The following is a 20,034-nucleotide window of genomic DNA, read 5'->3' as shown; positions in this document are numbered from 1 at the left end:
CGCCGCACCAGTCGCCCAAGTTAGTCAAGTTTCGAATTCGCGTTTTCCCCGCCTCGGAGGCACCTTCAAATGAACGTCAAACGGTTTACAGCGCGCACCTCGCGCGACGCCCTCACCCTGGTGCGTCAGGCGTTCGGCGAAGACGCCGTGGTGCTGTCCACCAAGCCGTGCGCGGAAGGTGTGGAAGTGCTGGCGATGGCTCCGGAAAGCATCCAGCAGATCGAGCGCCTGTCGGCCTCGTCGATGCCCGGTGCCCAGGCCCCGGCCCGTGCCGCCGCCCCGCGCTCGAAGCCGGCGGCCCGCCCTGCCGCCCCGGTGCAGCAGCCCGTGCAGCAGCACGCCGAGGAAGACGTGACCGACGACGTGGCCCGCCTGTCGATGAGCACGCTGTCCTTCCAGGACTACGTGCGCGAGCGCATGCTCAAGCGCCGCCAGGCCGCCATCCGCGCCGAACAGCAGCGCCACCAGGAACCCACGTTCGCCGCCGAACCCGAACAACTGCCGGCCGCCCTCGAGCAGCGCCTGAGCGCCCGCGTGGTGCCCATGCAGCCCAAGGCCGCCCAGCCCGTCGACGTGGCCCCGGCCCCGGCGCCCGCCCCGGTGCGCCAGCAGGCCACCCACCGCGCTCCGCCGGTGCTGCGCGAGGAAGTGCACGCCACGGCCCCGGTGGCCGCCGCGATGACGCCCGCCGCCGCCGCGATGCCCGTGCCGTCGCTCGCCGACAACGCGCTGTCGAACGCCTCGATGGAAAACGCCCGCCGCGAACAGCAGGCGATGATGAACGAACTGCGTTCGATGAAGGGCCTGATCGAAGACCGCTTCGGCGCGCTGGCCTTCATGGAAAAGATGCAGCGCCACCCGGCGCAGGCCCAGCTGATCCAGAAGCTGCTCGACTGCGGCTTCTCGCCCGCCCTGATCCGCAAGCTGACCGAAAGCCTGCCCACCGACGTGACCGACGAAACCGCCTGGGCCGCCAACGTGCTCGAGCGCAACCTGCTCACCGGCGAGAACGAAGCGGCCCTGGAAGACCAGGGCGGTGTCTACGCGATGATCGGTTCCACCGGCGTCGGCAAGACCACCAGCACCGCCAAGATCGCCGCCGCGTTCGCCGCCAAGTACGGCGCGGCCAACCTGGGGCTGATCACGCTGGACGCCTACCGCGTCGCCGCCCACGAGCAGCTGCGCGCCTACGGCCGCATCCTCGGCGTGCCGGTGCACACCGCCCACGACCGTGCTTCGCTCGAAGACCTGCTCGAACTGCTGTCGTCCAAGAAGATGGTGCTGATCGACACGGCCGGCATGGCCCAGCGCGACAGCCGCACCCGCGAACTGCTCGACATGCTGGCCCACCGTTCCATCCAGAAGCTGCTGGTGGTGAACGCCTCGGCCCAGGGTGAAACCATCGAGGACGTGATGCTGGCCTACAAGGCGGCGTCGTGCAAAGGCATCGTGCTGTCGAAGATGGACGAAGCCGTGAAGCTCGCCCCGGCCCTCGACGCCGTGATCCGCCACAAGCTGAAGGTGGTGGGCGTGGCCAACGGCCAGCGCGTGCCGGAAGACTGGCACCGCCTGTCGGCCCACGCCCTGGTGCACCGCGCCCTGCGCGCCGCCGTCAACCCGGCCTACCGCATGGACGCCGACGACGTGAGCCTGATCTTCACGGCCCGCCAGCAGGCCCAGCGCGCCCGCCCGCAACTGCACGCCTGATCCACGCCTGATCCGCTCGACACCTTGCGTTCCCCAGATCCTGCCGCCATGCACGACGACTACGCCGATTCCAACTACCCCCACGACCAGGCCCACGGCCTGCGCCAGATGTTCGCCCACGCGCGCGTGCGCATGGTGCCGGTCGTCGCGAACCCGCACATGGCGTTCGGCGGGGTGATGCTGGAACGACTGTGCACCGCCTTCGCCGAACAGGGCGCCCACGTGATGGTGGTCGACTGCTCCGACCGCGCCCCGGCCACCTCCGAACTCTCGGTGATGGACCTCGGCGAATGCATCGAGACGCTGTCCCCCCAGGTGTCGTACATGGCCGCGCGCGGCCTCCCGCTGCGCTACGTCGATTCGGCCGGCTCCACGGCCGGCTTCCTGCAGGCGGTGTCCGACGTGATGCCCCATGTGGACGTGATGCTGGTGCACGCGAGCGAATCGGACCTGTGCCGCCTCTTCATGCGCAGCGAGGCCCGCCCGCTGCTGCTGGCCGACGACCGTCCGGCCAGCGTGACCCACGCCTACGCCGCGATGAAGCTGCTCACGCAGCGCGCGAACCTCATGGTGCACGACCTGCTGCTGTGCGCCGCCCCCACGTCACCGCGTGTCGAACGCATCGCCGCGCAGCTCGCGTCGTGCGCCGACAGCTTCCTGGGCGCCGTGCTGCGCGACTGGCTGCACGTCGACCCCGCGTCCGATGCCCGCGAGGCCCCGGCCCCCGCGCTGCGCCGCTGGGCGCGCGAGGTGCTCACGCCGTCCACGCCGTACGGCACCGCGATGACGCGCCCCACACAGATGAACCAGCACGTGCTGAACTGACCTCTCGGAGCCACCATGTACACCGCCAAAGGCCAACTTGATGTCAACACGATGCTCAAGCAGTACAGCCCGCTGGTGCGCCGCCTCGCGCACCAGATGATCGCGAAGCTGCCGGCGAACGTCGAGCTCGACGACCTGATCCAGGTCGGCATGATCGGCCTGACCGACGCCCTGAGCCGTTTCGACGCCCAGCAGGGCGTGCAGTTCGAGACCTTCGCCACCCAGCGCATCCGCGGGGCGATGCTCGACGAACTGCGCGGCAACGACTACCTGTCGCGAGGCGTGCGCAAGCAGCAGCGCAGCATCGAATCGGCCGTGCACAAGCTCGAGCAGAAGCTCGGCCGCGCCCCCGCCGAAAGCGAGATCGCCCGCGAGATGGGGGTCACGCTGGTCGAATACCAGGAACTGCTCGGCAAGGTGCGTGGCACCCAGCTCGTGTACCTGGAAGACATGAGCGGCGACGAAGGTGACAACGACTTCCTCGACCGCCACGTGGCCGACGAGGCGGGCAACCCGCTCGCCCAGCTGCAGGACCACCGCATGCGCGAGGCCCTGGTCGAAGGCATCAAGACGCTGCCCGAGCGCGAGCAGTACGTGATGTCGATGTACTACGAGCACGACATGAACCTGAAGGAGATCGCGGCGGTGCTGAAGGTCACCGAGTCGCGTGTCTGCCAGCTGCACAGCCAGTCGATCGCCCGGCTGCGCGTGAAGCTGCGCGAGTGGTAAGACGACCCTGCGTGCCACCATGCTCCAACTCTTCAAGAAGCCCGCTGCGCTGTCACCGGTGCTCGCCACGGCGCCCGTGACCGCCTCGTCCGAACCGGACCTGCGCGCCGCGGTGAAGTCCATCAGCCACCAGTCGGCCACCATGGGCCGCGAGGCCGCCGAAGTGCGCGGCCAGCTCGACGACGCCATCAAGGTCTCGGCCCGCCAGGCCCAGGCCGTCGCGGCGCTCGCGCAGCAACTCCAGAACATCACGGCCGCGCAGGCCGACATCCGCGGCGTCGCCACCGGCAGCCTCGGCGCCGTGGGCCGGGCCCGCGACGCGGTGGGTGCCGTGGGCGAGGAAGTCGCCGGCATCGTCGACTCGCTGCGCGACGTCGCGAACGCCGCCGGCGAGATCACGCAGATCGCCCTGCAGACCCGCCTCGTCGCGTTCAATGCGTCGGTGGAAGCCAAGCGCGCCGGCGAGGCCGGCCGCGGGTTCGGCGTGGTCGCCGACGCCGTGAAGGACCTCGCGTCCAAGGTGGAGCAATCGTCCAAGGCCATCATGAGCACCGTGGGCCAGCTCGACAGCCGCATCGCCGCGCTGTCGCGCGAGATCCAGGTCAAGGCCGACACCGTCGCCGACCAGGGCGCCTTCCACAAGGCGCTGGGCGACGTGGAGTCGGGTGTCTCCAGCATCAACGCGGCGGCCGACCGCAGCCGCGAGGTGTGCGAGGGGCTCAACGGCCAGATGGCCCAGATCGAGACCGAGATGACCCGGTCGAGCCATGCGCTCGACTCGGCGATGACCCGCAGCGAAGCCTTCCTGAAGGTGTCGGAACACCTGATCGAGCTCGTGGCCGAGTGCGGTCTCGAGACGGAAGACACCCCGTTCATCCGCGCCGTGACCGACGCCGCCGCCCAGATCGGCGCGCTGCTGGAAGACGCCGTGCGTTCGAACGCCGTCACGATCGCCGACCTCTTCGACGAGGCCTACCGCCCCATCGCCGGCACCAACCCGGCCCAGCACACCACGCGGTTCGTCGACCTCGCCGACCGCCTGTTCCCGCAGGTGCAGGAGCGGGTGCTGGAAGCCCATGCGAAGGCGGTGTTCTGCATCGCCGTGGACCGCAACGGCTACGTGGCCACGCACAACAAGGTCTACTGCAACCCGCAGCGCGGCGACCTGGCGTGGGACACCGCCAACAGCCGCTACCGCCGCATCTTCAACGACCGCACGGGCCTCGCGTCCGCACGCAACGAACGTCCGTTCCTGCTGCAGACCTACCGCCGCGACATGGGCGGCGGCAAGTTCGTGATGCTCAAGGAAGCGGCCGCGCCCATCACGGTGAACGGCCGCCACTGGGGCGGCCTGCGCCTCGCCTTCAACTTCTGAGCTTCACCAGGCTCAGCAGGGTCGCCGACAGGATCAGCGCGCCACCGGCCAGCACGGTGGCGTGCAGCGTCTCGCCACCCCACCACACGGCCGTCAGCGCGGCGAACAGCACCTCGCACGGCATCACCACCGCGGTCACCGTCGCGGGCAGGCGCGACGCGCCGAACTGCAGGCACAGGTTCGCGGCGAGGAACGCCAGCGCCAGGCCCAGCACGGGCAGGGGCCAGGCGAGCGATGCCGCGGGCCAGCCCACGCCGATGGCGGCGCCCGCCGCCCCCGACGACAGCAGCGCCGCCGCCGTGCCGGCCACCGACGCGCCGCCCAGGAACATCGCCAGCGCACGCCCTTCCTGCGGGATGCCGGCCGAGCGCCTCAGCATCACGTTGTTCAGCGCGAACGCGAAGCCGCCCAGCACCGCCAGCACGTCAGGCAGCGAGAACGCCGCGGTGGCGAAGCGGTGGTCCGCCGGCCAGAGCACGAGCACGGCGCCGGCCAACGCGAGCGCGACGCGCAGGATCGCGTCTCGGGTGAACCGCTCGTGAAGCATCACCCGCGCCAGCAGGAGCGCCCACACCGGCATCAGGTAGAACAGCAGCACGACCCGCACCACGTCGCCGATGCTGACTGCCCAGTTGAACGACGCATTGGTGGTGCCGGAGGCCAGCACGATGAGCCAGAGCGCGGGCGTCGTGCGCAGCAGCCGCCAGGCGCCGGGCCGCCAGAGCCCGATGACGGCGGCCGACAGCACGTAGATGACCGCGGTGGCCCACAGCGGGTGCAGCCCCATGGCCTGGAGCTGGCGGAACGGCCACCACGACACGCCCCAGACGAAGGCGTTGACGACGAGCGCCAGCACGGGCGCCGGGTGAACGGCGGAATTCATGCAGCGCGGCCGGGGGCGGGCTTCTCCATGAAGATGCTGTTCGGATCGTCCGCGTAGTCGCCGAACGGGCCGCGGCGGCGGTAGCCGGCGCGCTCGTAGAACGCGATGGCCTCGGGCTGGAGGTAGCCCGTCTCCAGCATGAACACGGCGCAGCCGCGTGCGAGGGCCGTGTCCTCCAGCAGCGTCAGCACGGCCTTCGCGAGGCCCCGGCCGCGATGCGACGGCAGCGTGTACATGCGCTTCAGCTCGGCGTACGCCTCACCCACCACCAGCGCCCCGCAGGCGACGGCCCGGCCCATGTCGTCGCGGGCCACCGCGAACAGCACGTTGGGCTGGCTCAGCGCGTCGATGTCGATGCCGTGGTGGCTTTCGGCGGGGTAGAGCGGCTTCTGGTACGCATCGAGTTCGTCGATGAGGGTCAGCACGTCCGGCTGGTTGGCGGGTTCGAGGGCGATCTTCATGGGGGGCTGCGGAATTCCACGATCGTGGATTATCCACTATAGTGGAATTCATGGCCGAACACGACTCTCCCGAAAGCCTGATCCCCCGGCGCGTCCGCGAGGAGCGCCAGCGGTGCCGCTGGACCCTGGAGCAGCTCGCCGAACGCGCCGGGGTCAGCCGCGCCATGATCTCGAAGATCGAGCGCGGCGAGAGCAGCCCCACCGCCGTGCTGCTGGCCCGCCTGGGCGCGGCCATGGGCGTCAGCCTGTCGTCGCTGATGAGCGCCCCGCGCGCGGCCGCGCCCGCGCTGCGCCGCGTGGGTGAACAACCGGTGTGGGTCGATCCCGAGACGGGCTACGTGCGCCGCCTCGTGTCACCCACTGGCGGCGAGGGCGACGTGGAGGTCGTTGCCATCGAGCTGCCGGCCGGCAAGGCCGTGACCTTCTCGCCGTCTGCCAGCCTGCGGTCCGACGAGCAGGTGCTGCTGCTCGAAGGGGTGCTGGTGCTCGACAGCGGTGGCGTTCGCTTCGAACTGCGGCCGGGCGACTGTGCGCGGCTCGACGCGGACCGGGAGCACGCGTTCCGCAATGACGGGCCGGCGGTGGCGCGCTACCTGGTGGTGAAGCGCCACGACCCCGCTTCGTGCTGAGGTCGAGGGTCCCGCGCGCCCCTTTCGACCCGAGGGAGACGCCCTTGACGTTGCAAGCTCTGCATGAAAAGCTGCGCCCGCCGCAAGCCACCGCTTCTTCCTCATGTCGCTCACCGTACTGCTTCTCTATGGGGTCGCCTGCTTCTCCGTGACGGTGCTGCCGGGGCCGACCATGCTGCTGGCCCTGGCCAACGGCACGACGGGCCGGCGCAGCGTCATCGCCGCGGGAATCCTGGGGGCCGCCTTGTCGGACGTGCTGCTCATCACCGCCGTGTCCCTGGGCCTGGGGGCCATGCTGACGGCCTCCGAGACGATCTTTCGCGTCGTCAAGTGGGTCGGTGTGGCCTACCTCTGCTGGCTGGCGATGCAACTGTGGCGCAGCGGTCCCGTCCCGCTGGTCATCGCGGGGGACACACCGCCCCGCGGCTCCCGGCACGAGGTCGGCCGGGCCTTCCGGCGCAGCTTGTTCGTCGCGCTGTCGAACCCGAAAGGCCTGCTCTTCTTCTCGGCGTTCGTCCCCCAGTTCATCGACACGGCCGCCCCGCTGGTACCGCAGTACGCGCTGCTTGCCGCCTGCACGGCGGTGCTGGATGCGCTGGCGATGGTGTGTTACGCCGCCGGCGGTGCGCATGCGGTCCGGTTTCTCACGGCCAACGCCATGCGGCGCCTCAACCGTGGCTGCGCGGCTGTCCTCGGATCATTTGCCGCCCTGCTGGCGTTGTACCGGCGGGCGTGACGTTCCGTTGTCGCCATCGGCGAACGAATGCGAGAGCAGGGCGTGCCTGGGTCGAATCAGAGGGATCCGATGGACGTGGTGGTGAGGTCGAGCTCCCAGACCTCGCCCACGAGGTCCTGCCCGAAGCTGTGGTGCGGTTCGCTCGACACGAACCGGTAGCCGGCCTTGCCGTAGATGCGGCGTGCGGCCGTGAGCAGGCTGTTCGTCCAGAGCCTCACGCGCTGGTAGCCGGCCTCGCGGGCGAAGCGGTGGCATTCGGCCACGAGGCGGTCACCGAGGCCCATGCCGCGTGCAGTGGGCTCGACGAGGAGCAGGCGCAGCTGGGCCGTGCCTTCGAGGGGCGCATCGGTCGCCTCGTCGCGCGCCTGCACGAGGCACACGCAGCCGAGGTTCACGCCGTCGCGCTCCGCGATCCAGCACGCTTCGCGGCGCGGGTCGAAGCGGTCGACGAAGTCCGCCGCGATGCGGGCCACCAGCGATTCGAAGCCGATGTCCCACTGGTACTCGCGGGCGTACAGCGCACCGTGGCGGGACACGATCCAGCCGAGGTCGCCGGGGCGGTGGGGGCGCAGCACGAAGCTCTTCTTCGCGGGCTTGTCGCCGGGTTCGGCGAGCAGGTCCTGCACGCGCTGGAAGGCCTGGAGCAGTTCGACCTGCTGGCCGTCGCCGAGTGCGGCGAGCTGATCCGCGACCTGCTCCTGAGAACGGCGGTCGAGGGGCTTGAACGCACGCCGCCCCGCGGCCGTGAGTTGCAGCAGCGACTGGCGGGCATCGTTCGGGCTGCGGCGGGCCTCGACCAGCTGCCGGTCCTTGAGGCCGCGCAGCAGCCGGCTGAGGTAGCCGGCGTCCAGGTCGAGCACACGCCCGAGGTCGGTGGCGGTGAGGCCCGCCACCGGGTCGGCGTGGGCCAGCTCCCAGAGCACGCGGCATTCGGGCAGCGTGAACTCGGAGTCGAGCAGGCCTTCGTTCAGCGCGCCGATGCGTCGCGTGTAGAAGCGGTTGAAGCGCCGGACGGCCTCGATGCGGTCGGATGGGTCCATCCGCGCATCATCGGCTCTTTATTTGCTTTTGGCAAGGAATTGCTTGCCTGAGCGAAATCATGCCGGCAGGCGGAATCGCCCGAGCACGTCCGACAAGGTCGCTGCCTGGTCGCGCAGGCTCTCCGCGGCGGCGGCCGATTCCTCGACCAGCGCGGCGTTCTGCTGCGTCACCTGGTCCAGCTGGGTCACCGAGCCGTTGATCTGCCCGATGCTGCCGGACTGTTCGCTCGACGCGGCGGAGATCTCCGCGATGATGTCGTTGACCCGCTGCACGCTGCCCACGATCTCGCTCATCGTGGCGCCCGCGTCCTGCACGAGGCGCGAGCCCGTGTCCACGCGTTCGGTCGACGCGCCGATCAGGCCCTTGATCTCGCGCGCTGCGGAGGCCGACCGCTGCGCCAGTGTGCGCACCTCGTTCGCCACCACCGCGAAGCCGCGGCCCTGTTCCCCGGCCCGCGCCGCCTCCACGGCCGCGTTGAGCGCGAGGATGTTGGTCTGGAACGCGATGCCGTCGATCACCGAGATGATGTCGGTGATGCGCCGTGAGCTGTCGTGGATGCCCTGCATCGTGGCCACGACCTCGGCCACCACCTGGCCGCCGCGCTGCGCGACGTCGGCGGCCGACGTGGCGAGCTGGCTCGCCTGGCGGGCCGCGTCGCTCGACTGGTTGACGGCACTCGCGAGCTGGCTCATGGCGTTGGCCGTGCGCTGCAGGTTCGAGGCCATGGTCTCGGTGCGCACCGACAGGTCCTGGTTGCCGAGCGCGATCTCGCTGCTCGCCGAGCTGACGTTGCCGGTCGAGGCACGCACGTCGCGCATCACGGTGGCGAGGCCATCGCGGGTGCGGTCCACCGAGCGCATCAGGCGGCCCAGTTCGTCATCGGGGCCCGGTGCGACGGACGCCGTCAGGTCGCCCTCCGCGATGGCGCCCAGCGCCGATTCGGCGGCCGCGAGCCGGCGCTGCAGCGCGCTCGCGAAGCGGTGCACGAACACGAACATCACGAGGCCGATGGCGAGCCCCACCGCGAGCGTCACGCCCGCGAAGCGCCAGGCCGCGGCCATGGCGGTGTCGGTGTAGACGCCCGAACCGAGCACCCAGCCCCACGGCGCGAAGCCGGCGACGTACGAGCGCTTCGGCACCGGCTTGTCGCTGCCGACCTTGGGCCACAGGTAGTCGACGTAGCCGCTGCCGTGCGCCTTGACGGTCGCGACGAACTCGACGAACAGCTGCTTGCCGTTCGGGTCCTTGTTCGCGGTGACGTCCTTGCCGTCCAACTCGGGCTTGATCGGGTGGCCCACCATGCGCGGGTGCATGTCGACGATGAACACGTACTCCGAGCCCTCGTAGCGGATGGCCATCACCTCGGCCTTGGCCTTCGCCTGGGCCTCGGCCGTCTTCAGCCGGCCCGCCTTCTCTTCCTCGTTGTATTTCTTGGCGATCGCGATCGACTGCTCGACGACCGCACGGGTCGTGCTCAGCCGCTGCTCGATCGAGGCGTTGTAGTAGGACAGGGCGGCATAGGCCGCGACGCCCAGCATCGCCACTGTCATCGTGAGCGCCATGAGCCGCAGCCGCATGGTGAGGGACAGTGTTTTCATCGGTGACTCCAGGGTTCCACGAGCCGGCCCGGGTGGCCGCCTCACCGGGGTTCTCGGCCGCTGGCATCGACCCTTGACCTGGATCAACCGGATTTACCGAAGGCGTGTGAGGAAAGTCCGCACGCGCCTGTCAGATGTGCAGGACAGGCCATGGCGAGGGCGGATCAGGCCGGCTCCGGAAGTTTCGCGATCACCTTGATCTCGAAGCGGAAGCCGTAGAGCCAGGTGACCCCGATGCCGGTCAGCGTCGGGTGGGGCGCCTCGCCCCAGTAGTCGGGCAGCACCTTCCACACGGTGTCGAAGGTGGACTCGGGGTCGACGAGGAACAGGGTGACGTCGACCACGTCGTCGAACGTGCAACCGGCCGCGCGGAGGATCGCGTTCAGGTTGTCGAACGCGAGCCGCACCTGCGCCTCCAGGTCGGGCTCGGGCGAACCGTCCGGGCGGCTGCCCACCTGGCCGGACACGAACAGGAAGCCGTTGGACCGGAGGGCCGGTGAATAGCGGTTCTTTTCGTAGAGGGCCTGGCGGCCCGCGGGGAAGACGACGTCTCTCTGCGGCATGGGAAGTCCCGGAAAAGGTTGCGATGGGAGGACTCTAGGGACACGGACCCCCGAGATAAACCGGGCCGAGCCACAATCACTGTTTGCGGATCCCGAACAATCTCCAGGAGTGCCGATGGACCGTTTCGATGCGATGCTGGCCTTCGCCCGGGTGGTGGAGGCCGGCAGCTTCACCAAGGCGGCCGACACGCTGCGGCTGAGCCGGGCCACGGTCACGCAGCTGGTGCAGCAGCTGGAGGCGAGGCTGCGCGTGAAGCTGCTCCACCGCACCACGCGCCGCGTCCAGGTGACGGCGGACGGCGCGGCCTACTACGAGCGTGTGGTGCGCCTGCTGGCCGACATGGACGATGCCGAGACGAGCCTGTCGGTCGCCTCCGCCTCGCCGCGCGGCCGCCTGCGCGTGGACGTGCCGAGTCCGCTGGCCCGCCTGATCCTGGTGCCCGCGTTGCCCGGCTTCCACGCACGCTACCCCGAGATCCAGGTCGACATGGGCGTGAGCGACCGCATGGTGGACCTGCTCGGCGAGAACGTCGACTGCGTGGTGCGCGGCGGCGAACTCGCCGACACCTCGCTCGTCGCCCGCCGGGTGGGCGACCTGCCCATCGGCGTCTACGCCTCGCCGGGCTACCTCGCGCTCGCCGGCGTGCCCGCGCATCCGCGGGAGCTGGAGGACACGTACCACCGCATCGTCGGCTTCCTGCGTTCACGCACGGGCAAGGTCCTGCCGACCGTGATGCACCGCGACGCGGAGCAGCTCGAGGTGCACGGGCGCCATGCGTTCGCCGTGGACGACGGCAACGCCTACCTCGCGGCGGGCGTGGCCGGACTCGGGGTGCTCTGGCTGCCGCACTACATGGCCGAGGCGCACGTGGCCCGTGGCGAACTCGTGCCGCTGTTCGACGGGTGGCACATCGACCCCATGCCGCTGTCCATCGCGTACCCGCCGAACCGGCATGTCAGCACGAAGCTGCGGGTGTTCATCGACTGGGTGGTCGAAGTGATGGCGCGAAGTTCGTTGACGCGGATTAACAGCGCTTAACTGGTTTTGCAGCCGCCCGTGGACCAACATCCATCTACCCAGACAGATGGAGAGTCGCCATGCCCTTGAGCCGACCCACCGTGGTGGAGGTGGTTCACCAGAATGCCGTCATCGAGGCGGGGATCCGATGCATCCTCGAGACGTCCCCCGAGTTCGACGTCCGGCCGTCGCACCCACCGGCGCCCGAGCCTGACCTCGTGGTGCTCGACCCCGACGGTGCCCCCGAGCGGCTGGCCCGGCGCCGGCCCGGGGTGTCCGCGAACCCCCACGTCATCGTGGTCGCGATGGCCGCGCAGGAGACCGACGTGCGGCGGGCGTGGGAGGCGGGGGTGCGCGGCTACGTGATCCTCGGCGGTGCGGCGGAGGAGATCGTGACCGCGGCGCGGGCCGTCGCGGCCGGGCGGCGCTACCTCTGCCCGGCGGCGACCCTGCTGATGGCCGACAGCCTGACGCAGCCGGTGCTGACGCCGCGCGAGGGCGACGTGCTGGCGCTGGTCAACCGCGGGCAGAACAACAAGGAGGTGGCGCGGTCGCTCGAGATCTCGGTGGGCACGGTCAAGTCGCACATGCGCGGCATCATGACCAAGCTCGGCGCGCGGTGCCGCACGGAGGCGCTGTGGATCGCCTCGCAGCGCGGGCTGATCGCACGGCAGGCGAACGCGGTGTCGTGAGCGGCGCGCGGGTGGGCGCGGAAGGCGGTACGCTCGCGCTGACGCCCCGCCAGGAATGCCGATGCCCGCACTGCCCACGACGAGACCCTTTCGCCTGTTGATGCTGTGGACCGCCGCCTGCCTGCTGGCCGGCTGCGGACGGATGATGTCCCTGAAGCAGGAGCTGCAGGACTACGACCAGAACGTCATGCGCGTGCAGGTCGAGCTGGTGGCTCCGGACTGCAGCGACTGCACGATCGTCGTCGTGATCACCGGTCCGGACGGGGAGGCCGTCAGCTACCGGGTCTTCGAGCGGGGCGGCTCGTTCGACTTCATGGCGAGCCGCCGGGCCAAGGGGCTCTTCGCCTTCCTCGACCGCAACGCGAACCTCGGCTTCGACGGCGACGAACTCTCGGCGCGGCACACCTGGCCGGCGGACGGCGACACGTCGGCGCCGGTCCGCCTGTCGCTGGCGCCGGGGGCACCGGGCGCCGCGGTGGCCACCGCGCAGCACCTCTTCGCGCTGCGCAACCAGGTCGTCGCGGGCGTGCCCGTGCAACTCGCCAAGGAGACCCGCCTCGGGGACGCGCGCTTCAGCGCGGAGAACGCGGCGCTCGGTGTGTGGCAGCCGCTGACCTTCATGCGGCGCGAGCTGGCGGGCATCTACTTCCTCGAGCCCTACTCGCCGCACAAGACGCCGGTGCTGTTCGTGCACGGCATCTTCGGCAACCCGCGCGACTTCGAACCGCTCATCGCCGGGCTGGACCGCGAGAAGTACCAGCCCTGGGTGCTGTACTACCCGTCGGGCCTCGAGCTTCAAGTGCTGGGGTCGGGCGCGCTCACGATGCTCAACCGGCTGTGGGCCGAGTACCGGTTCCAGGACCTTCACCTCGTGGCGCACAGCATGGGCGGCCTCGTGACCCGGGCGATGCTCAAGACGTGCCACGACGCCCATGGCTGCGGCTACGTCCGCAGCTACACGTCGATCTCTTCGCCATTCGGCGGCATGGAGGCCGCGCACGTCGGCGTGGCGTACGCACCGGTGGTGGTGCCGGTGTGGCGCGACCTCGACCCCGCCAGCCCTTTCCTCGAGGGCTTGTTCGCCACGCCGCTGCCCGAGGGCGTGCCCCATCACATGATGTTCGGCTACCTCAACACCAGCACGCTGTCCCACGCGAGCAGCGACGGCACCGTGCCGGTGGCGAGCCAGCTGCGCCCGGCCGCGCAGGCGCAGGCGAGTTCGGTGCTGGGGCTCGACGAGACCCACATGAGCATCCTCGCCGCGAAGGCCACGAGCGCGCGCCTCGCGGAGATCCTCGCGGGGGCGGATGCGACACGGGCGAGTCGCTGAGCGTCGCGGCCCCCCCGAACCGCCAATTTTTCCGCGCGCCAGTCGGCAGCCCCCTATTGACAGCGCTCTTTACCGATTCAGAATGCGTCTGTCACCGACCTCTGCCCGCGTGCTCCACTCCCCATGCTGTTGCCCTTCAAGCTCCGTACCGGCCTGCTGGCCGCCTGCCTCTCGTTCCCGTTGATCTCCTGCGGGGGCGGCGGGGGCAGCGATCCGGAACCCACGCCCACCGGCCCCGTGGTGGTGTCGGCGGCGGCGGGGGCGCCCGAGAGCCGGCTCGCGTGTTTCAAGGGTGTCGCCAACACCGAGTGCAACCTGCGCATCTACCAGGTGATGGTGGAGGCGTTCGCCGACGGCGACCCCGCGGCCGACTACGGCACGGGCTACGGCACCAGCCCGCACAAGGGCGACCTCGCGGGCATCACGAACGCGCTCGACGACATCAAGAGCACCGGCGTCAATGCGATCTGGCTCACGCCCATCTTCGAGTCGGCGCGCATCACCGGGCAGGACGAGTGGGCCAGCCGACTCGATGCCACCGGCTACTTCACCAGCAATTTCTTCAAGGTGGACCCGAAGTTCGGCACCGACGCGCAGTTCCGGGCGCTGGTGGACGCGGCCCATGCGCGCGGCCTGTACGTGTTCCTCGATGGTGTGTTCGGCCACTACAAGAGCAACCTCGCGGCCTCGCCCACGGGCAAGCTGCCGAAGAACGGCAGCTGCACGAACGTGGGCGGCGGCAGCTACGCGCCGGGCACGCTGCAGGCCTGCGCCGACTACGCCGACCCCGCGACGCTCGCCTTCTTCCAGGAAGTGGCGGCGCACTGGATCACCACGTACAAGATCGACGGCTGGCGCCTCGACCAGGCGTACCAGGTGCCCGTGGCCTCGTGGGCCGCGCTGCGCCAGACCGTGGCCACCGCGTCGGCGGCCACCACCTACACGAACGCCGCGAACGCCGCCGTGAACCCGCTCGGCCACCTCGTCGCCGAGATCTGGTCCGGCGAGAACGACATCCAGGCCCGCGGCTACGGCACCAACGCGGCCCCGGCGCTGCAGTCGTCGTTCGATTTCCCCGGCCGCTACCGCGTGGTGCAGACGCTCGCGGGCGAGGAGGCCGTCGCCAGCAGCCGCAAGTCGAACCTGCCCGCCACCACGCTCGGCGAGGTCTACGCGACGTACGCCGCGTACCCCGACCACGCGATGCCGAACCTGATGCTGACGAACCACGACCTCGTGCGTTTCGGCGACCTGATCCAGCGCGCCGGCCTCGGCAACCCCGACCAGGACGGCTACTGGCTCCGCCACAAGGCCGCGTTCGCGTTCCTCGCCGCGCACAGCGGGCCGGTGACGCTCTACTACGGTGACGAGATCGGCCAGGAGGTCCCGGGCTTCGCCGCCCAGGTGACCAACAACTGCGCCGTGGCCGGCCTCTGCGACGACCACGTCAGCCGCACCGCGGGCAAGACCACCGGCCTGTCGGCCCGCGAGTCGGACTTGAAGGCACACGTGGCGAAGCTGCTCGCGCTGCGCGACACGAACCCGGCGCTGGCCGTGGGCTCGCGCACGCACGTGTATTCGGACAAGACGCTCTACATCGACCGCAAGGACGCCGGCGCCAACCGCGTGCTGTTCGTGCTGAACACCGGCACGTCGGAGGCCTCGGTCACGCTGAAGGCCTCGGTGATCGGTTCGCCCGGCGACCTGACCGACCTCGTCGACGGCACCACGCTCACCGCGGGCACCGATGGCTACGCCATCACGGTGCCGGCACTGACCGGCCGCTTCCTGAAGTTCTGACGCCGGCCGCGGGGCGGCGGGGCCCGGGTGACAATCGCCCCATGCCCCGCCTCGTTTTCCCCGCATGATCTGGCCGCTCCCGGCCCTGCTGACCTGGGCGGCCACCTGGGTCCTGTACCTCGGGCTGCACCAGGTCGCCGGCGCGCCCGCGTGGGTCGCGCTGCTGCTGGCCGCCGCGCTGGGCGCCTGCTGTGCGCTCTTCGGCAGCACGCGCTGGCGGTCCGTCTTCATCGCGCTCGGGTTCCCGCTGTCGTTGCTGGCCTCGGGCCTCGCCGCGGGGGTGCCCGCCTGGGCGTGGCTGTTCCCGCTTGCGGCCGTCTTCGCGCTGTACCCGGTGCATGCGTGGCGCGATGCGCCGGTGTTCCCGACGCCGCGCGGTGCGCTGCAGGGGCTCGCGGCACTCGCTCCCTTGCCGGTCGGTGCCCGCGTGATGGACGCAGGCTGCGGCCTCGGCGACGGCTTGCGCGAACTGCATGCGGCGTACCCCGATGCGCGACTCGACGGCCTCGAATGGAGCTGGCCGCTCACGCTGCTTTGTGCCCTGCGCTGCCGGCTGCAAGGGGTGCCTGCGCGTGTGCGCCGCGCCGACATCTGGCGCGCCGACTGGTCGACGCACGACCTCGTCTACCTGTTCCAGCGGCCCGAGAGCATGCCCCGCGCGATCGAGAAGGCCGCGGCCGAACTCCGGCCGGGCGCGTGGCTCGCGAGCCTCGAGTTCGAGGCCCCGGGGCTCACGCCGACCGCGACGTTCCGTTGCCCCGACGGCCGGCCCGTGTGGCTGTATCGGGCACCGTGGCGTCGAGCGGCATGAGGTGCCACACCACGTTCGGTGCGAACGGGGTCCATGGCCCCACGGGCACGCCGGCCTCGCGCAGCGCGCGGCCGGTCCACGTGTTGCACGTGGTGAAGAGGTCGTAGGCGCCGCGCGCCTCGAAGAACGCGTCGACGCGACCGTAGTGGGCGCCGGCCACCGGCACGGCGCGGCCGTCGGCGTCCGGGGCGAGGGATGCGCGGATGTGCCGCGCGAGCGCCTCGTGCCCCGCGGTGTCCAGCGGCAGTCGCCAGGCCCTGCGGCCCAGCTCGCCGGGCCGCAGCCAGGTGACGTGCAGCAGCGTGCGCCCGGTGCCTGACAGCGCGCCGAACGCGCGGCGCGCTGTCAGGTCTTTCCACTCCGGCGTGTGCAGGTAGAACTCGCGGTCGCCCCAGCCCACGGCCACGTACGCGGTGTCCGGCGGCATCGACGGGAAGTGCGACGGAGGGAACACCGTGGCCCAGTCGACGGGACCGCCACGCACCGGCAGCACGAGGTCGGTGTGCACGCCGTTCGAGACCACGTAGGCCTCGGCATGGTCGGGCGGCGGGACGGGCCGCCCGGGGATCAGCGCGAGGCCGAAGGCCGTGCCGAGGTAGAGCAGCACCGCGGAGACGAACCCGAGCACCGTCAGGCCCAGCACGCGGAACGGGGTGTGCCAGGTCATGGGGCCGGCACCGGATAGACCTCGCCGTCGTAGCGCAGCGCCGTCTGGCGCACGACCGGCGCGGCCTTGCGGTCCACGCACGCCTTGCCCTGGAGCCGGGCGGTGCGATGGTCCTCGGTCCGGCGCAGCACGAGGTCGGCCCAGCCCTTGCCGGCGCCCGGCGCCACCTTCATCGTCGTGCGGGCCTCGGTGAACGTGCCGGCGCACTTCGTGTCCCACTCGCCGCGGACGGACCAGATGGTGAGCCGGTCCACCACGCGGCGCAGCGACGTGCCCTCGATGGCATAGAGCGTGAGTGTCTCGCGCGACGCGAGCTTCTCGGGGACCACCCCGCCGTGCTGCAGCCGCAGCCCCACGCTGCGCACGCGCGGGGCGAGGGCCAGCGGTTCGGGGTCGATCTCGAGACCGGTCAGCACGGTGCCGTCGGCCTGCACGTCCCTCTGCGACGTCTGGCGTGCGAGCACGCGGCCGCTCGCCACGTCGACCAGCAGCAGCTCGGCCACGTAGCCGGGCAGCGGATCGCCGGGGTTCGCCGGCATGGCCACGCCCGGGCCCGGATAGACGAGTGCGACCGCGGCCTGGCCGGGCGAGCGGGGCAGGGCCTGGCAGCGCACCCACTGGTCCTCGATCTGGTCGGGCAGGCGGGCGTGGCCGTAGGCGGCACCGAGTGCCTGCCAGGGTTGGTCGGCGCAGTACTCGGCACGGGCCGGCGACACGGCGGCGAGGAGCGAGGCGGTCAGCAGGGCGGGCAGGCGCATGGCGGGGTGGGGCGTGGAACGGAAGGGCAATTGTGAACGCCCGTGCAGCGTGAGGGGCTCAGGGTGATCCCACGTGGGACCCGATTCGGTCGTCGGACGACATAGTTCTCGTTTTCCCGGACTTTCCCCCCGAAATCACGGGAAAACCCTCGGGCTGGAGCGAGAACAGGCGCACAGAATCGCCCGCTGTTGTGCGACGACAGACAAGACTTCCCGCACCTGAAAGGGCCCTGTGAAACGGCATCTCGCGACTCTCCTGCTGGCGCTCGCCGCCACGTCTTCGGTGCAGGCCCAGACCGAACTCCGCGCCTGGAACATCCATCCCGAAGGTTACCCCGTCACCGTCGCCCTGGAGGGGTTCGCCGAGGCGATCGCGAAGCAGACCGGCGGCCGCTACAAGGTCAAGGTCTTCTCGAATGCCGTGCTGGGCGACCAGCCGAAGGCCGTCCAGATGCTCAAGCAGGGCGAGATCGACCTCGCCGAGTTCAGCCTGAACCCGGTCGCCGAGGCCGCGCCGGCCGCGAAGGTGCTGACGCTGCCGTTCGTGTTCCGAGACTCCGAGCACATGTTCCGCCTGCTCGACGGCAAGCTGGGCGACCAGTTCGAGGTCAAGCTCGAGGCCGCGGGCTACATCGTGCTCGGCTGGTACGACGGGGGCGCCCGCCACCTCTACTGCAACCGGCCCGTCAAGCAGGCGAGCGACTTCCAGGGCCTGCGCATCCGCGTGCAGCAGTCCGAGACGGCGATCGAGATGACCAAGCTGATGGGCATGACCCCCGTCGTGATCCCGTACAAGGAAGTGCTCGACGCCTTCAAGAGCGGCAAGATCGACTGCGCCGAGAACAACCTGCCGTCGTACGAGTCGGCCGGCCACATGGCCGTCGCCAAGTACGTCTACCTGTCGAACCACACGGTGAGCCCCGAGGTGCTCGTGATCTCGGTGCCTCTGTGGAAGAAGCTGTCCGAAGCCGACCGCAAGGCGTTCAAGGAAGCCGGCCAGCAATCCGCGGTGAAGATGCGCCAGCTGTGGAAGGCCAAGGTGGACTCGGCCCGCGCCGCGGCCACCAAGCAGGGCTCCGAGTTCGCGACGATGAAGGACTACGGCCCGCTCGTCACGAAGATGCGCCCGCTGCACGACAAGTACTTCCAGGATCCGGTCACCCGGCAGGAGCTCTTCACGATTCTGTCCAACTGACGGGGGCACCGGGGGCACGGGTTACCATCCGGCCCCATGACTGAACCCCGCCCTCCGAGGTCCACCCGGCTGGAATCCCGCACCTTCATCCTGCTGCTGATCGCCGTGACGATCGGCTTCGGATGGATCCTCGTGCCGTTCTTCGGCGCGGTGTTCTGGGGGGTCGTGATGGCGATCCTGTTCTCCCCCGTCCACCGGCGCCTCGTGCCCAAGCTGGGCGGTCGGCGGACGCCCGCGGCGCTCGTCACGCTGGCGCTGATCCTCGTGATCGTGATCATCCCCACGGTGATGATCACCGGGGCGCTCGTGCGCGAGGCCGCCACGGTCTACGCCCGCACCCAGAGCGGCGAGCTGAACTTCCCGCTGTACTTCGCCCAGGTCTACGACGCGCTGCCCACCTGGGTCACGTCGCTCCTCGACCGCGCCGGCCTCGGCAACCTCGCCGAGCTCCAGGCCAAGCTCACTGCCAGCCTTCAGCAGATCGGCCAGTTCGTGGGCGCCCAGGCGCTCGCCATCGGGCAGAACACGCTGGACCTGGTCGTCAGCTTCTTCGTGATGCTGTACCTGATGTTCTTCCTGCTGCGCGACGGCGGCGCGCTGTCGCGCCGCATCCGCGAGGCCGTGCCGCTCAACGACGCCCACAAGCGCGAGCTGTCGCAGAAGTTCGCGACCGTGGTGCGGGCCACCGTGAAGGGGAACGTGCTGGTGGCCATCGCCCAGGGGGCGCTCGGCGGCATCGCGTTCGCGTTCCTCGGCATCCACGCCGCGCTGCTGTGGGCGGTGCTGATGGCCTTCCTGTCGCTGCTGCCGGCGGTGGGTGCGGGCCTGATCTGGGCGCCGGTCGCCATCTACTTCCTCGTCACCGGGGCGGTGGCCAAGGGCGTGATCCTGATCGCCTACGGGGTGCTGGTGATCGGCCTGGTCGACAACGTGCTGCGCCCGGTGCTCGTGGGCAAGGACACCAAGATGCCCGACTACGTGGTGCTGATCTCCACGCTGGGCGGCATGGCCATCTTCGGGCTGAACGGCTTCGTGATCGGGCCGGTCATCGCGGCCATGTTCATGGCCGTGTGGGACCTGTACATCGTGGAGCGGACGGCGGTGCCGGAGGAGATTCCCATCTCCCGTCATCCCGGCGAAGGCCGGGACCCCGTGCCTCCGAACACTGTGCAGGATCCCGGCCTTCGCCGGGATGACAGCGAAGGAGTGTGACGTG

At 70.3% G+C, this 20,034-nt stretch carries 20 protein-coding genes; 13 read left to right on the top strand and 7 right to left on the bottom strand.

The features are described 5' to 3' along the window. Nucleotides 1-69: 69 nt before the first annotated feature. From flhF to A4W93_RS20500, 4 genes are read left to right on the top strand one after another with little or no spacing between them, the layout of a single operon-like run. The gene (gene flhF, locus A4W93_RS20515) at nt 70-1,707 is read left to right on the top strand and encodes a flagellar biosynthesis GTPase FlhF (protein WP_085752374.1); all 1,638 of its coding nucleotides are present in this window, start codon (nt 70-72) and stop codon (nt 1,705-1,707) included. 48 nt (nt 1,708-1,755) lie between these two features. Beyond that, on the top strand, nt 1,756-2,532 hold the full coding sequence (locus tag A4W93_RS20510; RefSeq protein WP_085752373.1) for a MinD/ParA family ATP-binding protein: 777 nt from the start codon (nt 1,756-1,758) through the stop codon (nt 2,530-2,532). A gap of 15 nt (nt 2,533-2,547) precedes the next feature. After that, entirely contained in the window at nt 2,548-3,261 is a 714-nt protein-coding gene (locus A4W93_RS20505; RefSeq protein ID WP_085752372.1) for an RNA polymerase sigma factor FliA, read from the top strand. A 19-nt stretch (nt 3,262-3,280) separates the two neighbouring features. Further along, the gene (locus A4W93_RS20500) at nt 3,281-4,636 is read left to right on the top strand and encodes a methyl-accepting chemotaxis protein (protein WP_085752371.1); all 1,356 of its coding nucleotides are present in this window, start codon (nt 3,281-3,283) and stop codon (nt 4,634-4,636) included. Here A4W93_RS20500 and A4W93_RS20495 read toward each other — a convergent pair. Together A4W93_RS20495 and A4W93_RS20490 are read right to left on the bottom strand one after the other, a co-directional pair. Next, nucleotides 4,626-5,519, bottom strand: a complete 894-nt coding sequence (locus tag A4W93_RS20495) for a DMT family transporter (protein ID WP_085752370.1) — start codon at nt 5,517-5,519, stop codon at nt 4,626-4,628. The two genes, A4W93_RS20500 and A4W93_RS20495, sit on opposite strands and share 11 nt — an antisense overlap. Beyond that, the gene (locus tag A4W93_RS20490; protein WP_085752369.1) at nt 5,516-5,980 is read right to left on the bottom strand and encodes a GNAT family N-acetyltransferase; all 465 of its coding nucleotides are present in this window, start codon (nt 5,978-5,980) and stop codon (nt 5,516-5,518) included. The genes A4W93_RS20495 and A4W93_RS20490 overlap by 4 nt, the downstream gene beginning before the upstream one ends. 50 nt (nt 5,981-6,030) lie before the next feature. Between A4W93_RS20490 and A4W93_RS20485 the strand changes: the two genes are divergently transcribed. Together A4W93_RS20485 and A4W93_RS20480 are read left to right on the top strand one after the other, a co-directional pair. Beyond that, the gene (locus tag A4W93_RS20485; protein WP_085752368.1) at nt 6,031-6,609 is read left to right on the top strand and encodes a helix-turn-helix domain-containing protein; all 579 of its coding nucleotides are present in this window, start codon (nt 6,031-6,033) and stop codon (nt 6,607-6,609) included. 103 nt (nt 6,610-6,712) lie between these two features. Then, complete coding sequence (locus tag A4W93_RS20480) at nt 6,713-7,345, top strand: LysE family translocator (RefSeq protein WP_085752367.1); 633 nt, start codon at nt 6,713-6,715, stop codon at nt 7,343-7,345. Between the two features lie 56 nt (nt 7,346-7,401). Here the strand turns inward: A4W93_RS20480 and A4W93_RS20475 are convergent, their stop codons facing one another. The 3 genes from A4W93_RS20475 to A4W93_RS20465 form a co-directional block, all read right to left on the bottom strand. Beyond that, the gene (locus A4W93_RS20475) at nt 7,402-8,385 is read right to left on the bottom strand and encodes a bifunctional helix-turn-helix transcriptional regulator/GNAT family N-acetyltransferase (protein WP_085752366.1); all 984 of its coding nucleotides are present in this window, start codon (nt 8,383-8,385) and stop codon (nt 7,402-7,404) included. Nucleotides 8,386-8,442: 57 nt separating this feature from the next. Next, nucleotides 8,443-9,984, bottom strand: coding sequence for a methyl-accepting chemotaxis protein (locus A4W93_RS30725; protein ID WP_099959946.1), 1,542 nt, complete (start codon nt 9,982-9,984; stop codon nt 8,443-8,445). 164 nt (nt 9,985-10,148) lie between these two features. Next, nucleotides 10,149-10,547 (bottom strand): RidA family protein, encoded by a 399-nt coding sequence (locus A4W93_RS20465; RefSeq protein ID WP_085752365.1) that lies wholly within the window; start codon nt 10,545-10,547, stop codon nt 10,149-10,151. Between the two features lie 115 nt (nt 10,548-10,662). On the opposite strand from A4W93_RS20465, the gene A4W93_RS20460 reads away from it, so the two are divergent. From A4W93_RS20460 to A4W93_RS20440, 5 genes are all read left to right on the top strand, one after another. Then, nucleotides 10,663-11,586: a LysR family transcriptional regulator gene (locus A4W93_RS20460; RefSeq protein WP_085752364.1), complete on the top strand. Its 924-nt coding sequence runs from the start codon at nt 10,663-10,665 to the stop codon at nt 11,584-11,586. 59 nt (nt 11,587-11,645) lie between these two features. Beyond that, complete coding sequence (locus A4W93_RS20455; RefSeq protein ID WP_085752363.1) at nt 11,646-12,257, top strand: response regulator transcription factor; 612 nt, start codon at nt 11,646-11,648, stop codon at nt 12,255-12,257. Between the two features lie 61 nt (nt 12,258-12,318). Continuing rightward, a complete protein-coding gene (locus tag A4W93_RS20450; protein ID WP_157131715.1) occupies nt 12,319-13,587 on the top strand; it encodes a lipase family alpha/beta hydrolase in 1,269 nt (422 codons plus the stop codon). Nucleotides 13,588-13,710: 123 nt separating this feature from the next. Then, nucleotides 13,711-15,387: an alpha-amylase family glycosyl hydrolase gene (locus tag A4W93_RS20445; protein ID WP_085752361.1), complete on the top strand. Its 1,677-nt coding sequence runs from the start codon at nt 13,711-13,713 to the stop codon at nt 15,385-15,387. A gap of 64 nt (nt 15,388-15,451) precedes the next feature. Further along, nucleotides 15,452-16,198 (top strand): class I SAM-dependent methyltransferase, encoded by a 747-nt coding sequence (locus A4W93_RS20440; protein WP_085752360.1) that lies wholly within the window; start codon nt 15,452-15,454, stop codon nt 16,196-16,198. On the opposite strand, the gene A4W93_RS20435 is transcribed toward A4W93_RS20440, so the two are convergent. Then, the gene (locus A4W93_RS20435) at nt 16,119-16,865 is read right to left on the bottom strand and encodes a TIGR02117 family protein (RefSeq protein ID WP_085752359.1); all 747 of its coding nucleotides are present in this window, start codon (nt 16,863-16,865) and stop codon (nt 16,119-16,121) included. The two genes, A4W93_RS20440 and A4W93_RS20435, sit on opposite strands and share 80 nt — an antisense overlap. Continuing rightward, a complete protein-coding gene (locus A4W93_RS20430; RefSeq protein WP_085752358.1) occupies nt 16,862-17,623 on the bottom strand; it encodes a PA3715 family protein in 762 nt (253 codons plus the stop codon). The genes A4W93_RS20435 and A4W93_RS20430 overlap by 4 nt, the downstream gene beginning before the upstream one ends. A 232-nt stretch (nt 17,624-17,855) precedes the next feature. Between A4W93_RS20430 and A4W93_RS20425 the strand changes: the two genes are divergently transcribed. Next, on the top strand, nt 17,856-18,818 hold the full coding sequence (locus A4W93_RS20425; protein ID WP_237357589.1) for a TRAP transporter substrate-binding protein: 963 nt from the start codon (nt 17,856-17,858) through the stop codon (nt 18,816-18,818). 36 nt (nt 18,819-18,854) lie between these two features. After that, nucleotides 18,855-20,030: an AI-2E family transporter gene (locus A4W93_RS20420; RefSeq protein WP_085752357.1), complete on the top strand. Its 1,176-nt coding sequence runs from the start codon at nt 18,855-18,857 to the stop codon at nt 20,028-20,030. The last annotated feature ends 4 nt before the right edge of the window (nt 20,031-20,034 follow it).

The sequence above is a fragment of the Piscinibacter gummiphilus genome, assembly GCF_002116905.1.
Taxonomy (GTDB): Bacteria; Pseudomonadota; Gammaproteobacteria; order Burkholderiales; family Burkholderiaceae_C; genus Rhizobacter; species Rhizobacter gummiphilus.
Note: the sequence above shows the minus strand (reverse complement) of the source record. Positions and strands in the feature narration are given on the sequence as shown.

Bases quoted from the DNA above. Each gene is read 5' to 3' on its own strand.
- flhF (WP_085752374.1), top strand. From the start codon at position 70: ATGAACGTCAAACGGTTTACAGCGCGCACCTCGCGCGACGCCCTCACC.
- A4W93_RS20510 (WP_085752373.1), top strand. From the start codon at position 1,756: ATGCACGACGACTACGCCGATTCCAACTACCCCCACGACCAGGCCCAC.
- A4W93_RS20505 (WP_085752372.1), top strand. From the start codon at position 2,548: ATGTACACCGCCAAAGGCCAACTTGATGTCAACACGATGCTCAAGCAG.
- A4W93_RS20500 (WP_085752371.1), top strand. From the start codon at position 3,281: ATGCTCCAACTCTTCAAGAAGCCCGCTGCGCTGTCACCGGTGCTCGCC.
- A4W93_RS20495 (WP_085752370.1), bottom strand. From the start codon at position 5,519: ATGAATTCCGCCGTTCACCCGGCGCCCGTGCTGGCGCTCGTCGTCAAC.
- A4W93_RS20490 (WP_085752369.1), bottom strand. From the start codon at position 5,980: ATGAAGATCGCCCTCGAACCCGCCAACCAGCCGGACGTGCTGACCCTC.
- A4W93_RS20485 (WP_085752368.1), top strand. From the start codon at position 6,031: ATGGCCGAACACGACTCTCCCGAAAGCCTGATCCCCCGGCGCGTCCGC.
- A4W93_RS20480 (WP_085752367.1), top strand. From the start codon at position 6,713: ATGTCGCTCACCGTACTGCTTCTCTATGGGGTCGCCTGCTTCTCCGTG.
- A4W93_RS20475 (WP_085752366.1), bottom strand. From the start codon at position 8,385: ATGGACCCATCCGACCGCATCGAGGCCGTCCGGCGCTTCAACCGCTTC.
- A4W93_RS30725 (WP_099959946.1), bottom strand. From the start codon at position 9,984: ATGAAAACACTGTCCCTCACCATGCGGCTGCGGCTCATGGCGCTCACG.
- A4W93_RS20465 (WP_085752365.1), bottom strand. From the start codon at position 10,547: ATGCCGCAGAGAGACGTCGTCTTCCCCGCGGGCCGCCAGGCCCTCTAC.
- A4W93_RS20460 (WP_085752364.1), top strand. From the start codon at position 10,663: ATGGACCGTTTCGATGCGATGCTGGCCTTCGCCCGGGTGGTGGAGGCC.
- A4W93_RS20455 (WP_085752363.1), top strand. From the start codon at position 11,646: ATGCCCTTGAGCCGACCCACCGTGGTGGAGGTGGTTCACCAGAATGCC.
- A4W93_RS20450 (WP_157131715.1), top strand. From the start codon at position 12,319: ATGCCCGCACTGCCCACGACGAGACCCTTTCGCCTGTTGATGCTGTGG.
- A4W93_RS20445 (WP_085752361.1), top strand. From the start codon at position 13,711: ATGCTGTTGCCCTTCAAGCTCCGTACCGGCCTGCTGGCCGCCTGCCTC.
- A4W93_RS20440 (WP_085752360.1), top strand. From the start codon at position 15,452: ATGATCTGGCCGCTCCCGGCCCTGCTGACCTGGGCGGCCACCTGGGTC.
- A4W93_RS20435 (WP_085752359.1), bottom strand. From the start codon at position 16,865: ATGACCTGGCACACCCCGTTCCGCGTGCTGGGCCTGACGGTGCTCGGG.
- A4W93_RS20430 (WP_085752358.1), bottom strand. From the start codon at position 17,623: ATGCGCCTGCCCGCCCTGCTGACCGCCTCGCTCCTCGCCGCCGTGTCG.
- A4W93_RS20420 (WP_085752357.1), top strand. From the start codon at position 18,855: ATGACTGAACCCCGCCCTCCGAGGTCCACCCGGCTGGAATCCCGCACC.